This is a genomic window from Gluconobacter sp. P5H9_a (genome assembly GCF_018812085.1).
GTDB lineage: Bacteria > Pseudomonadota > Alphaproteobacteria > Acetobacterales > Acetobacteraceae > Gluconobacter.
Genome location: NZ_JACRVW010000007.1, coordinates 73,407 through 88,469 on the forward strand (window position 1 = coordinate 73,407; position 15,063 = coordinate 88,469).

11 protein-coding genes are annotated in these 15,063 nt (G+C 56.9%); all 11 read left to right on the plus strand.

All coding sequences use genetic code 11. From position 1 onward, the window contains the following. Nucleotides 1-5 precede the first annotated feature (5 nt). The 11 genes from recF to KP708_RS09285 all read left to right on the plus strand — a co-directional run bounded on the left by recF (nt 6) and on the right by KP708_RS09285 (nt 14,993). Nucleotides 6-1,109, plus strand: a complete 1,104-nt coding sequence (gene recF / locus KP708_RS09235) for a DNA replication/repair protein RecF (RefSeq protein ID WP_215750893.1) — start codon at nt 6-8, stop codon at nt 1,107-1,109. An 82-nt stretch (nt 1,110-1,191) separates the two neighbouring features. Beyond that, complete coding sequence (gyrB, locus tag KP708_RS09240; RefSeq protein WP_211512025.1) at nt 1,192-3,636, plus strand: DNA topoisomerase (ATP-hydrolyzing) subunit B; 2,445 nt, start codon at nt 1,192-1,194, stop codon at nt 3,634-3,636. Next, a complete protein-coding gene (locus tag KP708_RS09245) occupies nt 3,626-4,444 on the plus strand; it encodes a DUF3108 domain-containing protein (RefSeq protein ID WP_215750892.1) in 819 nt (272 codons plus the stop codon). Before gyrB ends, KP708_RS09245 begins: the two co-directional genes overlap by 11 nt. A 77-nt stretch (nt 4,445-4,521) precedes the next feature. Continuing rightward, a complete protein-coding gene (glmU, locus tag KP708_RS09250; protein ID WP_215750891.1) occupies nt 4,522-5,856 on the plus strand; it encodes a bifunctional UDP-N-acetylglucosamine diphosphorylase/glucosamine-1-phosphate N-acetyltransferase GlmU in 1,335 nt (444 codons plus the stop codon). Next, complete coding sequence (gene glmS, locus KP708_RS09255; RefSeq protein WP_215750890.1) at nt 5,856-7,682, plus strand: glutamine--fructose-6-phosphate transaminase (isomerizing); 1,827 nt, start codon at nt 5,856-5,858, stop codon at nt 7,680-7,682. Before glmU ends, glmS begins: the two co-directional genes overlap by 1 nt. A 93-nt stretch (nt 7,683-7,775) precedes the next feature. Beyond that, a complete protein-coding gene (locus tag KP708_RS09260; protein ID WP_215750889.1) occupies nt 7,776-10,763 on the plus strand; it encodes an FAD-binding and (Fe-S)-binding domain-containing protein in 2,988 nt (995 codons plus the stop codon). Next, nucleotides 10,760-12,340, plus strand: coding sequence for a hypothetical protein (locus KP708_RS09265; RefSeq protein WP_215750888.1), 1,581 nt, complete (start codon nt 10,760-10,762; stop codon nt 12,338-12,340). The genes KP708_RS09260 and KP708_RS09265 overlap by 4 nt, the downstream gene beginning before the upstream one ends. A 52-nt stretch (nt 12,341-12,392) precedes the next feature. Next, nucleotides 12,393-13,361 (plus strand): glycine oxidase ThiO, encoded by a 969-nt coding sequence (gene thiO / locus KP708_RS09270; RefSeq protein ID WP_215750887.1) that lies wholly within the window; start codon nt 12,393-12,395, stop codon nt 13,359-13,361. A 41-nt stretch (nt 13,362-13,402) separates the two neighbouring features. Continuing rightward, a complete protein-coding gene (thiS, locus tag KP708_RS09275; protein ID WP_046901497.1) occupies nt 13,403-13,600 on the plus strand; it encodes a sulfur carrier protein ThiS in 198 nt (65 codons plus the stop codon). A 1-nt stretch (nt 13,601) separates the two neighbouring features. Next, nucleotides 13,602-14,387 carry a thiazole synthase gene (locus KP708_RS09280; RefSeq protein WP_046901496.1) on the plus strand — a complete coding sequence of 262 codons (786 nt, stop codon included), beginning with the start codon at nt 13,602-13,604 and terminating at the stop codon, nt 14,385-14,387. Beyond that, the gene (locus KP708_RS09285) at nt 14,388-14,993 is read left to right on the plus strand and encodes a thiamine phosphate synthase (RefSeq protein WP_215750886.1); all 606 of its coding nucleotides are present in this window, start codon (nt 14,388-14,390) and stop codon (nt 14,991-14,993) included. Nucleotides 14,994-15,063: the final 70 nt, after the last annotated feature.

Sequence of the window (15,063 nt, forward strand, 5' to 3'; positions counted from 1 at the left end):
CCGCATTGAGACTAACGCGCCTTGCCCTGACGGATTTCCGGAATTACCGGCACTCCGTCTGGAAGCCTGAGACAAATATCTCCGTTCTGACCGGCCAGAACGGCTCTGGAAAGACCAATCTTCTGGAAGCTGTTTCGCTTCTGGCTCCTGGACGAGGCCTGCGAGGCGCGCCCCTTCAAACGCTATGCCGCACAGATGCCGATCACTGGGGCGTTGCTGCAACGCTTTCTCACGGGATCGATCAGACTATTCTCGGGACTGGAGCCAACCTCTCCGAGAACGGCCGGCGTTCATTCCAGCTTGATGGCTCTTCCGTTCGGTCTCAGGCAGAAATTGCTCAAGTCTTCTCCTGCGTCTGGCTAACGCCACAGATGGATCGGATTTTTCTTGAAGGTGCGGGCGGCAGGCGGCGCTTCCTTGACCGTCTGGTCATGGCACTTTCTCCGGATCATGCCCGGCAAATGACCGCTCACGAGCGATCAGTTTCCAGTCGTAATCGCTTGCTGTCGGAAAGGCCGGACGAGGGGCTCTGGCTCACGTCGCTGGAAGACTCCATTGCCCGTCATGCGGTCGCCGCATCAGCCGCTCGGCTGGCGCTTGTGGAAAGCATGAACACTCACCCCTTCGACAGTTCCGATTTTCCAAAAAGCCGCCTGCATCTTGACTGCGCTATTACGCAACAACTGATGGTCAGCCCGGCTTTGCAGGTGGAAGACTGGTTGCGGGCAAAGTTAAGGGACAGTCGGCGGGAAGATCGCCTTAAAGGCAGTACATCTTTGGGTGCTCATAAGGCGGATTTTCTTCTTTTTGATCACACCACAGGACGGTCTGCCGAACTCTCAAGCAGCGGGCAACAAAAAGCCATGCTTTTGGGGGTCGTTCTGTGCCATGCTGCATTGATCCAACAGAGCAGGGGTGATGCACCTGCCATTTTGCTGGACGAACCACTTCTTCATCTGGATGAGCCCAGACGGGATGCGCTTCTGTCCAGTCTTAGCAAGCTGAAAACGCCGGTTCTCCTGACCGGAACAGATCCTGATCCGTTTTCCAGCCTGATCGAAAAAGCGGGCTTTTTCAGCGTTCAGGATGGTCATATCCAGTCCGCATGATGTGTGTGCTCTGGCCTCACGGCCTGTGACACGCTATAGTCATACAACAGTTTTTCAGAGTTCCACGGAGACCGCCTCGCGCATGTCAGAGACCCAGAACCAGCCGGAGATTCCAGGCGCAGACGGTGACGATTACGGCGCCTCCTCGATCTCGGTACTGAAGGGACTGGACGCTGTCCGCAAACGCCCCGGCATGTATATCGGTGACACGGATGATGGCTCCGGCCTGCACCACATGGTGTTCGAAATCATCGATAATGCCGTTGACGAAGCCCAGGCCGGACACGCCACCCGCTGCATCCTGACACTCAACGGAGACGGCTCCGTTTCCGTACGTGATGATGGCCGCGGCATCCCAACAGACATGCACGCGGAAGAGGGCATCAGCGCCGCTGAAGTCGTGCTGACCAAGCTGCATGCTGGCGGCAAATTCAACCAGAATTCCTATAAGGTTTCCGGCGGTCTGCATGGCGTGGGCGCGGCTGTGGTGAATGCTCTGTCCGAGTGGATGGAAGTTCGCATCTGGCGGAATGGTCTGGAGCACAAGATCCGCTTCCAGCACGGTGAACGCGATGAAGCCCTGACGGTTGTAGGGCCGTCAGACGAGCCACGCGGCACGTTAGTGACGTTCAAGCCAAGCAAGCAGACCTTTACGAGGGTCGATTTCGAACTTTCCATTCTGGAACGACGCGTTCGCGAACTGGCATTCCTGAATTCCGGGCTGGAAATTATCCTGCGCGATGAGCGTCACGCTGAAAGCAAGGAACTTCGGTTCTTCTACGAAGGCGGCCTGAGTGCTTTCGCGGAATGGCTTGATGCTTCCAAGACGTCCATTGTTAACCCGCCGATCACGGGCCTCATTGACCATACTGAAAGCGGTATCCGCGTCGAATTCGCTCTGACGTGGAACGACAGCTATCACGAGACAATGCTGTGCTTCACCAACAACATCCCCCAGCGGGACGGTGGCACACATCTCGCTGGCTTCCGTCAGGCATTGACGCGTGTTGTTGGCAAATATGCGGAAAGCGTTGCCAAGCGTGAAGCAGGCTCGCTGACGGGTGAGGACATGCGTGAAGGCATGACCGCCATCCTGTCCGTCAAGGTTCCGGACCCGAAGTTCTCGTCCCAGACGAAGGACAAGCTGGTGTCGTCCGAGGTTCAGCCGGTCGTGCATGCAACGGCGGCTGACTCGATTTCGCATTGGTTTGAGACGCACCCCAAGGAAGCCAAGGCGATTGTCGCCAAGATCATTGACGCAGCCAGTGCCCGTGAGGCTGCCCGCCGTGCACGTGAACTGACGCGCCGTAAGGGTGTGCTCGACGTTTCTTCGCTGCCTGGCAAGCTGGCTGACTGTCAGGAGCGTGATGCGTCCAAAGCAGAAATCTTCATCGTTGAGGGTGATTCTGCAGGTGGCACGGCCAAGCAGGGGCGTGACCGTCGCTTCCAGGCCATCCTACCGCTGCGCGGCAAGATCCTGAACGTTGAACGTGCCCGTTTCGACAGAATGCTTGGGTCTGCGGAAATTGGCACACTCATCACGGCGCTCGGTACGGGCATTGGTCGTGGTGAAGTCGATCAGGGTGGTTTCTCGGCTGCCAAACTGCGCTACCACAAAATCGTCATCATGACAGACGCCGACGTGGACGGTTCCCACATTCGGACGCTGCTGTTAACGTTCTTCTTCCGCCAGATGCCAGAGCTTATTGAGCAGGGGTATCTCTATATCGCTCAGCCGCCACTCTATCGTGCAAAGCGTGGCCAGGAAGAGCGCTACCTGAAGGATGATGCCGCGCTGGAGCAGTATCTGCTCGATAAGGCCCTGGCAAATGCTTCGCTACGCTTCGGTGATGGCCTTGAGCTCACGGGAGAAGAGCTTCGTGAAGAAGTCCGCTTCCTGATTGCAGCGGCACAGAACCTGAAAAATATCGCGACCAAAATCCCTGTGTGGATCTTAGAGCAGGCGGCCGTATCCCGCGTGCTTGATATTGATCCAGCAGCGATCAGCGATCGTATTCCAGAATTCCAGCGCCACCTGGAAGAAGCGTCACCTGCCAATGAACGTGGCTGGAAAGTTTCACTCTCCAGCACGGGCATTGAATGTGCCCGCTCTGTACGTGGCGTCAGCGAGATCTACCGTCTGGAGCAGAGCATTCTGAAATCTGCTGAAGCACGCTGGCTTGCTTCGGAAGGCGAGCGTCTGGCCCGTGACTTCATGACGCCAGCCATACTTCGTCTGGACACGCAGGAATTTCCGCTGTTTGGCCCGTCCAACGTCATGGACCGGATTTTTGCTCAGGGTCGTCGTGGCCTGACAATCAACCGGTTCAAGGGCCTTGGCGAAATGAATGATGAACAGCTCTGGCACACCACACTTGATCCTTCGACCCGCACCCTGCTGCAGGTCAAGGTTGGCGATGTGGAAGAGGCTGGCCAGGTATTCTCCACACTGATGGGCGATGTGGTTGAGCCACGCCGAGACTTCATTGTGGGTAATGCCCTCAAGGTTGCCAACCTTGACGTTTAAGGGCCTCCGCGCGCTGGCCGCAGCAGGAATGCTGCTGGTCGGCTTCGCGCCTACAGCTCATGCGGCCGGACAGGTCAACACAACGTTCGCCATTTATATGCGCGGACTTCATGTGCTTGACGCAGATGCCTCGTATCAGATCGAGCCCTGGGGCTATGGCGGAACGACGCATATCAGACCGGCAGGCCTGATCAGCTGGTTCGTGACGATGGACATTCATTCCCGCGTCGAGGGCGACTTCGTTCCGGGCGGAAACGTCAAACCCATCCGTTATGACAGCGGAGGGCTATCCCGGGGCCAACATCGGCGCGTCCTGCTGACCTACAATGGCAACACACCGCATGTAGACATTCTGGAGCCTGCGGAGACAGACCGCGATCCCATTCCGGACAGCGATCTTCCCCATACCATTGATACGCTCAGTGGTATGGCGCGACTTCTTGAAACCCTGACCCAAACGAAAAGCTGTGAGGGATCTGGCGTTATTTTTGATGGGCTTCGTCTGACAAAAATGACGGTGCATGGTCCCGTTACATCTGACATTCCTCAAAGTCATAAGCAGGCCTATTCAGGTCCAGCGCTTCGCTGCGACTTTGTCGGCCAACAGATTGCAGGCTTTGTAAAAGACTCTCCAAATCGCTCGAAAATGGCCGCGCCACAGCCTGGGTCAGCTTGGTTCAAAGAGATCGATGGTGTTGGACTTGTCCCAGTGCGGATCGAATTCAATCATCCCAAGCTCGGGCACGTCACTGTTGTCATGCAACAGCCACTTCCACCTTCAAAATCCACAGCCATCCTTTCGCAATAAATGGCAATCGGAAGTGATGGAGCCTAACTCAACCATCGTTTGACGGATTGGCGTGGTTTGGATACCCGGAACGGAACATGACCAATACCGCACGCCACACCACAGCCATCATCCTTGCAGCGGGCCTCGGCACGCGGATGAAATCACGTCTTCCCAAGGCTTTGCATCGCCTTGGAAACCGCCCGATGATCACCCATCTCATCGATACGGCCCGAGAAATCTTTGACGACGTCGTTGTAGTCGTCGGACCGGATATGCCTGAGCTGGAAAAAGCCGTTCAGCCATACCGAACAGTCGTTCAGACCGAACGTCTGGGCACCGCACACGCGACCAATACTGCAAAAGACCTGTTCGGAGATGGCGACATCGCAGTTCTCTACGCAGACAACCCGCTGATCACAGCCGATACAATGCGTCGTCTGACGGTAGCCCGGCAAGACGGGGTGAGCCTCGCACTTCTTGGGATGCGCCCGGCCAATCCAGGTCGTTATGGACGCATTGTTGAAGAGCAGGGCCGCGTCAGCCGAATTGTAGAATACAAAGACGCAAACGAGCAGGAACGTGAAATCGCACTCTGCAATGCAGGCGTCATGTGCGCAGGTGCCGCAGATTTCCGGCGGTGGCTGGCCGCTGTTGGCAACGACAATGCGCAGGGTGAGTATTATCTGACCGATGTTGTCGCCATGGCCGCTTCGGAAGGGCGCGTCCAGTGCGTGGAAGCGCCCGAGACTGAGTTGGCTGGCGTCAATTCACGTGTAGAGCTTGCCCAGGCAGAAGCCACGCTTCAGCAGCGTCTGCGCATTTCTGCGATGGAAGGCGGCGTCACACTTGTCTCCCCAGAAACCACATTCTTCAGCACCGACACCTGCCTGGAGCCGGATGTCGTCGTTGAACCAAATGTCTTTTTTGGCCCAGGCGTCACGGTTCGCAGCGGCGCCCTGATCCGTGCGTTCTCTCATCTTGAAGGCTGCACGGTGGGCGAGGGCGCCATGATCGGCCCCTATGCGCGACTAAGACCCGGAACAATCTGCGCTGCCGATACCCATGTCGGTAATTTCGTTGAGCTGAAGAATGTTGATCTAGGCCCTGGCGCAAAAGCCAATCACCTGACCTACCTGGGTGACGCCTCCGTCGGTGCACAAACCAATGTTGGAGCAGGGACCGTCACCTGCAATTACGATGGATACTTCAAGCACCGGACGACGATCGGCGCCCGCAATTTTATCGGCTCTGATGCCATTCTGGTGGCCCCCGTCACAATTGGCGATGACGCGTTGATCGCTGCGGGGAGCACCATCACGGAAGACGTCCCGGCCGGTGCACTCGCTTTCGGGCGCGCTCGCCAGACAATCAAGCCAGACCGCGGACTTGAAATCAAACAGACCCTTAAAGCCAAAAAGGAGCAGGGCTGATGTGTGGAATTTGTGGCGTTGTAGGCCATCGTCCAGCCACTCCGATCGTCTTCGAAGCTCTCCGCAGGCTTGAATACCGCGGATATGACTCCGCAGGCATCGCCACGCTTACAGCCGACGGTACGATTGACCGCCGCCGCGCTGCTGGCAAACTTGATAATCTTGAGGCCGTTCTGAAGGCTGACCCGCTAACCGGTACCACGGGCATCGGTCATACGCGTTGGGCCACACATGGCGCACCGACAGAAGCCAATGCCCATCCCCATGCGGCAGGCCGAGTTGCCATCGTGCATAACGGCATCATCGAAAACTTTGCGACACTGAAGGCCGAGCTTGAAAGTGAAGGCCGGGTTTTCCTGTCCGATACAGATTCAGAAACAGTCGCCCACCTCGTCGATTTCTACCTTGATCAGGGCAAAACACCGCGTGATGCCGCTTTCGCGGCCATCAAGCGTCTTGAAGGCGCTTATGCGATTGCCATCATCTTTCAAGGCCATGACGGTCTGCTCATCGGCGCACGCCACGGTGCGCCTCTCGCCGTGGGTTACGGCGACGGCGAGATGTTCCTTGGCTCCGACAGCCTCGCCCTGGCGCCTCTGGCAAGCCGCATCACCTATCTGGATGATGGAGACTGGTGCGAACTGACGCCCGGCAATGTCATCATCTTCAATGGCGAAGGTCAGGAAGTCAGCCGTCCGATCCAGAACATTGCGTTCATGGCAGGGCAGGTCGGCAAGGATGGCTATCGCCATTACATGGAGAAGGAGCTGCACGAGCATCCGGTCGCCATCGGCCAGACGCTTCAGCGGATCACAGACCCAGCTTCCAAGACAATTGCCCTGCCGAAAATGCCTTTCGATCCGGCACAGATGCCCCGCGTCACGATTACCGCGTGTGGGTCTGCTTTCTATGCGGGCATGGTCGGGCGCTACTGGCTTGAATCCCTCGCTCGCGTTCCGGTGGAAATCGATGTGGCGTCTGAAATGCGCTATCGCGATGCACCGCAACCAGACAAGGGCGTGGCACTGCTGATTTCCCAGTCTGGAGAAACGGCAGATACGCTTGGCGTCCTGCGCAGCCTCAAGAAGGCAGGACAGAGCATTGTGTCGGTCCTGAATGTCGAGCATTCGACGATGGGCCGCGAAAGCGATCTCGTCCTGGGCATGGTTGCTGGTCCAGAAATTTCTGTAGCGTCAACCAAGGCTTTTACGGCGCAACTCTCTGTTCTTGCAGCTCTTTCTATTGATTTTGCACGGGCCCGTGGAACGATCGACAAGGCACGGGAAGAGACCCTGACAGCAAGCCTGCTTGATTTGCCGTCCCGGGCCGCCGAAGTGTTCACACGCGTTGAGGCCATTCAGGAAATGGCGCGTATTGTCGCGGAAGCTCGCGATGTTCTGTATCTGGGTCGGGGCATCTGCACACCGATCGCGTTCGAAGGCGCTTTAAAACTCAAAGAAATCAGCTATATCCATGCCGAAGCTTATGCGGCCGGTGAACTGAAGCACGGTCCGATCAGCCTGATCGATAGAACCGTTCCGGTCGTCGCGATCGCTCCATCAACCATCCTGTTCGACAAGACGCTTTCGAATCTTCAGGAAGCGAAGGCTCGCGGAGGCCGTATTCTGGCCTTTACAGATGCCACCGGCGCCAAGCGTCTGGAAGGCGTTGCGGAGCATGTCGTCATCCTGCCGGACGTCGATGCGTTCGTCGCCCCCATCCTCTATGCTATCCCAGTCCAGATCCTGGCGTATGAAGTCGCTCTTCTAAAGGGTACGGACGTAGACCAGCCTCGCAATCTGGCGAAATCTGTCACGGTGGAATAAGGACATTTTCTTTCCGTGAGGAGGACTTTCCAAGACGCTTCATTTCGTCGAGGATAGTCTTCCAACACGCTATACGACCGGGGAGAAACGAACATGGGTGGCGATGCAGATCTGACAGGTGTGGCCGGACGCTCCAGCCTCTATCTTGCCGCATCTGAATTGCACATCCGCGATGTTTTCCTCGCCAGACTGGCTGCCGAAGGCTTTGAGGGGGATATCACGCCTCAGGTCTCTGCCCGATTAGTCGGGGCGACAGACAACAGCATTTACCAGCGCCTTCCACTGGCCGTCATCTATCCCCGAACAACCGAAGACCTGAACCGTGCCGTGCGTGCGGCAGAAGACGGCTCCCTTACACTGGCCATGCGTGGAGGCGGCACAGGAACCAACGGTCAATCCCTGACTGCAGGGATTGTCGTTGATGTGGCCCGATATCTGGATCGCATTCTGGATTTTGACCCTGACACTGGGCACGTAACCGTCGAACCCGGCGTTGTTCTGGCCAGACTGAATGCCTTTCTAAAGCCCCACGGTTATTTTTTCCCGCCTACAGTTTCAACTGCGACCCGTGCCACGATCGGCGGAATGATTGCGACCGACGCTTCAGGCAAGGGCTCTCGCATTTACGGCCGCACATCCGACTACATTGAGACCATGGATGTGGTGCTATCGGATGGCAGTGATTTACACGTTGAAACACTGACCAGCGACGCTCTTGAACGCAAGAAGACCGGTAGCGATCTCTCTGCGCGGGTCTATCGCGAAGTGTACCGCGTGGTGACGGAGCAGGCGGACGAAATCCGTCGGATTTTCCCAGACATGAACCGGGGACTGACCGGGTATAACCTCGAAAACGTTCTTCTTGAGAATGGCCAGTTCAGTCTGGCTCGCCTGCTGGCGGGTTCAGAGGGAACACTGGCCTTAACGAAGCGTGTCGTGCTGCGTGTTCGGAAGCTTCCGAAATATCGTCAGCTTCTCGTCGTGCGCTACGCCAGTTTCGACAGCACTCTCCGGGACGTCCAGACCATTCTTCCGGCCAATCCTTCGGCAGTGGAAGTACTGGATGACCGTGTGTTGGAGAAAGCGTCGCAGGATATTGTCTGGCAGTCCCTGGAAAGCGTTCTTGGTGCCCGTTCAGAGCAGCCCGTGCGGGGGATGAGCTTTGTTGAATTTGTGGGAGATGACGAAGACCATCTCCATCAACAGATGCAGGAAGCCGTCACCCTTCTTGAAAGCTCTCCCTACGAAGTCATTGACTATAAACCAGTTTCTGATCAGTCGATCATTAATCAGCTTTGGACCCTGCGTGAAAAATCCGTGGGGCTTCTCGGCCGTCCGGATGGCCATAAACAGGGCGTGGCTTTTGTCGAAGACACAGCCGTTCCACCGGAAGCCCTAGCTGACTATGTGTCTGAGTTCCGGGCTATTCTCGACGGATACGGATTGTCTTACGGCATGTTTGGGCATGCCGATGTTGGCTGCCTGCATGTCCGTCCTTTTCTGGATATGCTGTCCGAGCATGATCGAGCACTGATCCGCCCCATCTCTGACGCCGTGGCCCATCTGACTAAACGCCATGGTGGGCTGCTCTGGGGGGAACATGGGAGAGGTTACCGCGGAGAATTTTCGCCTCTTTTCTTTGGGGAGACACTCTTCGCAGAGCTCTGCCGCATCAAAGAAGTCTTTGATCCCAAAGATATTTTTAATCGCGGGAAGCTTGCGCCCGTTGGTCTCAAATATCCAGTAGACCGGATAGATGGCATCCCGTTCAAAGGTCAGTTTGACGAGCAGATTTCCTCAGATCTGCGAAATGACTTCAGCCTCTCTGTGAGCTGCAATGGAAATGGGGCCTGCTATAATCGCGAACCTGACATGGCCATGTGTCCGTCCTACAAGGCTACGAGGGACAGGCTTCAGTCACCTAAGGGCCGAGCGACCTTGCTGCGAAGCTGGGCGCGACTGAATTCGCTCCCAGATACCGCCGCTGACAAAAGTGCGCTTCCCGAGTTAACAGTCGAGCTCAAAGCCAGTCTGGACACATGCCTGTCCTGTAAGGCCTGTGCCACGCAATGTCCGATCCGGGTGGACATTCCATCCATGCGGTCGAAGTTTCTGGACCTCTATTTCCTCAAGCATCGCCGTCCAGTGAGGGACTATCTCGTGTATTGGCTCGAGCCTCTCCTGAAGGTCGGCCGACAGATGCCGGCGCTCGCCAATATTCTGATGCAGAACCCGATCTCGACTGTGTTTCTCAAGAAGCTGGGGCTTGTCGATCTTCCGAAGATCAGCCCCGCAAGACTGCCCAAAATCACGCAGGTCAGCACAGAATGGCTTGAACAAGCAGGAAACAATGACCGGTCCGTTGTTCTGATCCAGGACTCGTTTACGGGAAGCTTTGATGGCGGTGTCATCGAAAGCACATACACGCTGCTCAAATCCCTTGGGATGGACCCGCGCGTCACGTCCGTCTGGGATAATGGCAAGGCCCGGCATGTACGAGGATTTCGTAAAGGGTTCTCTGCCACTGCTCGCAAGACCCTGAAGCAGCTCAAGCATATCGCGCGTCACGGCGTACCCGTTATTTCTCTGGATGCCGCTACAGGTCTGATGTTTGAGCAGGAATATCGGGATATCGCAGGGTCCGAAGCCATCCCAACCGTGCTTTCACTGGAAGCCTTTCTGAAACGCCAGATCACCAAGGGCATCATACCTTCAAATGCGGTAAAACCTGACACGGCAGCATTGACCATCATCTCACATTGCACAGAGCAGGCTGTGCGTCCGGGGAGTGCTGAGGACTGGACGGCCATTCTGCGACATTTGGGCGTTCAGGCAGATGCGGGCAAAGCTGGTTGCTGCGGGATGGCCGGCCTGTTCGGCCATGAGAAGGAACACGCCGATCTGTCCGCCAGCATTTTTGCCCAGAACTGGGCCAGCAAGGTGGAAGGCAATATTCTGGCAACGGGCTTCTCCTGTCGTTGCCAGACAAAGCGTCTTGCTGGGCGGCGACCCGCTCATCCAGTCGAAATACTCGTATCTCATCTTCAGATGAAAAATGAGAAAGACTACTTAACTCAATGATATCAAAGGTATTTGATAGAAATTTTTCTTTCAGGAAAAGATATCTTGTCGCCTCGCTCATAGGGCTGACGCTTTATCTCGTTCTGGCGGTTTACGTCTGTTCGCTGTGGCCCAAGACATCGGATCAGGCGTCCTATTTCCTTGCCGGACTGGATGTACTGCATGGAAACTGGCGCCTGCATGACTGGGTTCTGACCCCGCCGGATTTCTGGACGTCCGATATCCCTCTCAGCGCCCTCCTGAGTGGACTATGGCACCTGTTAGGCAGACCGGCAGGCAGCCCATTTCTTCTGATGGTGCAACCCGCAATCCTATGGGTCGGCGTTGTCGCGTCAGCTTTCTCGGTGGTTTTTCTGCGCTTGCGAGGCATTGAGGAACGCCTCGGCGCAGCGACCCTCCTTCTGCCAGTGCTTGCCTTTCCCCTGATGCGCTCTCCGATGGCATATTTCATCACGCTGTCCGCCATCCATATGGGCGCGCTGATTTACGGTCTTTGGGCACTTCACTGGGCTGACCGGTTTCTCTCATCGGGCTCCTACCGATCACTGGCGGCCGTGGCAGTGCTACTGTGCCTCGGGGTGATTGGGGACCCTTTACTCGCAGTGACAGGAGCGGGGGCGATCATCGCCTACGCTTTTCTGGCTCAGGACTTTGCTCTTCGCCAACGTGGGCTTTTGGTCCTCGCATCCTTGACAGGAACCGTGCTGGCCAAAGCCATTCTGCACATCAATGCCGTGACCGGCGGCTTTGTCACGGAGCCGTTGGAAACACGCTTTGCACCATGGGAACAACTGGGCAGCAACTTCGGGACATCCGTTCGCGCTATTTTTCTCCTCTATGGAGCAGAACCCTCTGGGCAGGCCGTAGCATCCACAATACCGGAATGCCTCCGGCTTCTTCTCGTCGCCCTCGCTCTCACCGCAGCTTTCAAGATGGTCCGATCAGGATGGCAGAACAGGGGCCAGATTGCCGCATTCCCCATGATGCTGCTTCTGTCCGCCGCCCTGAATTTCGTGGCGCTCGCTCTCAGCAGCCGCATCGCTCTGGATGGGAGCCCCATTGCTGTCGCGCGCTATCTTTTTCCGCTTTGGATTGATCTGGCCTGCCTCACAGCGCTTGTCTGGCCGAAGAAAGGCGTAGCCGTGAGTCTGGCAGCCATGATCCTGGTCGTCACGCTCATTACGGATTACCGGAACCTCCCAACGCATTCGACTGGCCTTCTAAGTTCCGATGATAACCAGCTTCTCAGCCGACTTGAGCGCGACGTCCCACCGGACGGCGTTGGTTCCTGGTGGAGTTCCGGCAACCTGGAAGTGGCCTCTCTCGGAAAAATGCACCTTTACCCTGGGATGAAGCAGGGAGACGGTACGGTTGCGCCGTTTGTGCACATCCGCAAGAAAATGGATTGGCATAGCTTTGATGGAAAAGCCTTTTTCGTCCTGATCCCACACCCGGAAGAAACCTTCGGGGAAGCCGAGGTGCTGCGAACATTCGGCACTCCGGCCAAACGTCTGACGGAAGGGCGCTATAGGATCTTTGTGTACGCAGCCGATCATCTCCCCGTGCGTGCCTCCTGACCAAACAGACAAGCCATGTTAAACACGTCCCGCTTTTACGAGGAGGACATGGATGACTGGACCTCGCATTCTGGTTCGAGGCGCCGGCGTAGCCGGAATGGTCACCGCTGTGGCTTTGGCAGAACACGGCGCACAGGTCACGGTTTATGACACCGGCGGCCGGGTTGGCGCTGGTGCCTCATGGTTTGCGGGCGGAATGCTGGCCCCCTGGTGTGAGGCAGAATCAGCACCAGATGAAGTCACACAGGACAGTCTGACATCGCTCCATTGGTGGAAATCCCACGTTCCAGACGTGGTTCAGGCAGGCAGCCTTGTTGTCGCACCGCCTCGCGATACGCCGGAGTTAAATCGCTTCGGACGCCGCACCAGTCACTTCGAAACCCTCAACGGGTCCCAGATTGGTGCGCTGGAACCAGATCTGGCAGGCCGTTTCGACAAGGCACTCTTCTTTGCGGAAGAAGGTCATGTCGATCCTCGCAAGGCCCTGGTGGCTCTTGCTCACCGCCTCAAACAACAAGGCGGCCAAGTCCTGACGGTTCAGGCGATTAACGATAATGAATTCGACTGGGTGGTTGACTGTACGGGCGTAGCGGCCCGGACCACGCAAAATGACCTTAGAGGCATGCGCGGGGAGATGGTTCTGCTACGCTGTCCGGAAATCAGCCTTCACCGGCCTGTTCGCATGCTGCATCCGCGCATTCCGGTCTATATTGTGCCTAGGGCAGACAGCGTGTTCATGGTCGGGGCCACTATGATCGAGAGTGATGATACGCGCGGCATTACGGTGCGCGCCGTAACCGAACTGCTCAATGCGGCCTATACACTGCACCCAGCCTTCGCGGAAGCAGAGCTTTTGGAGGCCAATGCTGGCCTCAGACCAGCCTATCCTGACAATGTTCCGAGGGTCAGGCAGAACGGGAAGAACATTTCCCTCAATGGCATGTATCGCCACGGCTTCCTGCTATCGCCCGCGCGTGCACAAGAAGTCTGTGACATCATTTTCGGAACGGATCGGGCCTGAGACCCTTTCTTCCTGTTATAGCTCCAAATGGGAGAGACATCATGCAGATCACCGTAAATGACGAACTCCATGAAGTTCATGCACGAACACTTGGCGCGGTTCTTGATGAACTGGGTTACGGCAAAGCGCGTGTAGCAACGGCCCTGAACGGCTTTTTCATTCCGGCCACCCAGCGAAGTGCACAAACGGTGGAAGAGGGGGCCGTGCTCGAAATTCTTGCCCCCATGCAGGGAGGCTGACATGCAGTTTTACGGCACTGAACTCTCTTCAAGGCTGATGCTGGGCACGGCCCAATATGACAGCCCCGCCATTCTCGCAGACGCGGTAAAGGCCGCTCAGGCTGGTGTTGTAACCGTGTCTTTGCGTCGCGAAGCGGCGGGCGCTCAGGCGGGACAGGCGTTCTGGTCTCTGATCCAGAGTCTGAACGTCCCCATTCTCCCTAACACCGCAGGGTGTCACGGGGTCCGGGAAGCTGTCACCACGGCACAGATGGCCCGGGATGTTTTCGGAACAGACTGGATCAAGCTGGAAGTGATCGGCCAGGGAGACCTGCTTCAGCCAGATGTATTTGGGCTGGTCGAGGCCACACGCATCCTGACGGAAGATGGCTTCAAGGTTTTCCCATACACAACGGAAGATCTGGTTGTGGCTGAACGGTTGCTCCGTGCAGGTGCGGAGGTGCTGATGCCATGGGGCGCACCAATTGGTTCGGGCAGGGGGCTGAACAATCTCTTCGGCCTCCGCGCGTTGCGCAGCCATTTCCCGGACATCCCAATGGTTGTGGATGCTGGCATCGGAAAGCCCTCTCACGCCACGGCAGCCTTCGAACTCGGATACGATGCCGTTCTGATCAACACGGCCGTCGCCAAAGCAGGAAACCCGGCCCAGATGGCCACCGCGTTTCGCCTGGCGTGCGAAGCCGGGCTTGCCGGATTTGCTGCAGACCCTATGGAAGAACGCGATATGGCGGTGCCCTCGACCCCGACCCTTGGTCTGGCCCGCAGCCTCGGTGGAGAAATGCTGTAAATGTCCCGTCTGCCTTCGAAAATCTATCCTGTCGTTGATCATCCTCGTTGGGTCGAACGCCTCGGCGGAGCGGGCGCGCGTTTCATTCAGCTGCGCCTCAAGGACATGCCGTCGGAAGAAATCCGGGCGCAGGCTGAAACTGCTCAGGAACTGGCCGCCCGCCATAATGTCGCCCTCGTGCTGAACGATTATTGGGAGCTGGCAATCGAACTTGGCTATGAGTGGCTACATCTGGGGCAGGAAGATCTTGAGACCGCAGACCTTGAGGCCATCCGCCAGACGGGCATTCGCCTCGGCATCTCAACCCATAGCCATGAAGAACTGCAGCGTGCGCTGGCCTGCAAGCCCGATTACGTTGCACTCGGTCCGATCTGGGAAACGAAACTGAAGAAGATGGCGTTTGGTCCGCAAGGTGTTGAGCGCCTGACCGAGTGGCGTGAACTCAGCGGCGATGTCCCTCTGGTGGCCATTGGTGGCATCACGCTCGATCGGCTGCCGTTCTGCCTGAAGGCAGGGGCAGACAGCGTTGCCGCCGTAAGCGATTTCATTCGCGCCGAAGACCCGGAAAGCCAGGTCAGACAGTGGCTTGCAGCTGCTGACACATAATTTGCAAGACAGAGCTATCGTGGGGCGTCAACCGTCTCTAGGATGGTTTTCGAACCAAGGGAGTACGGAA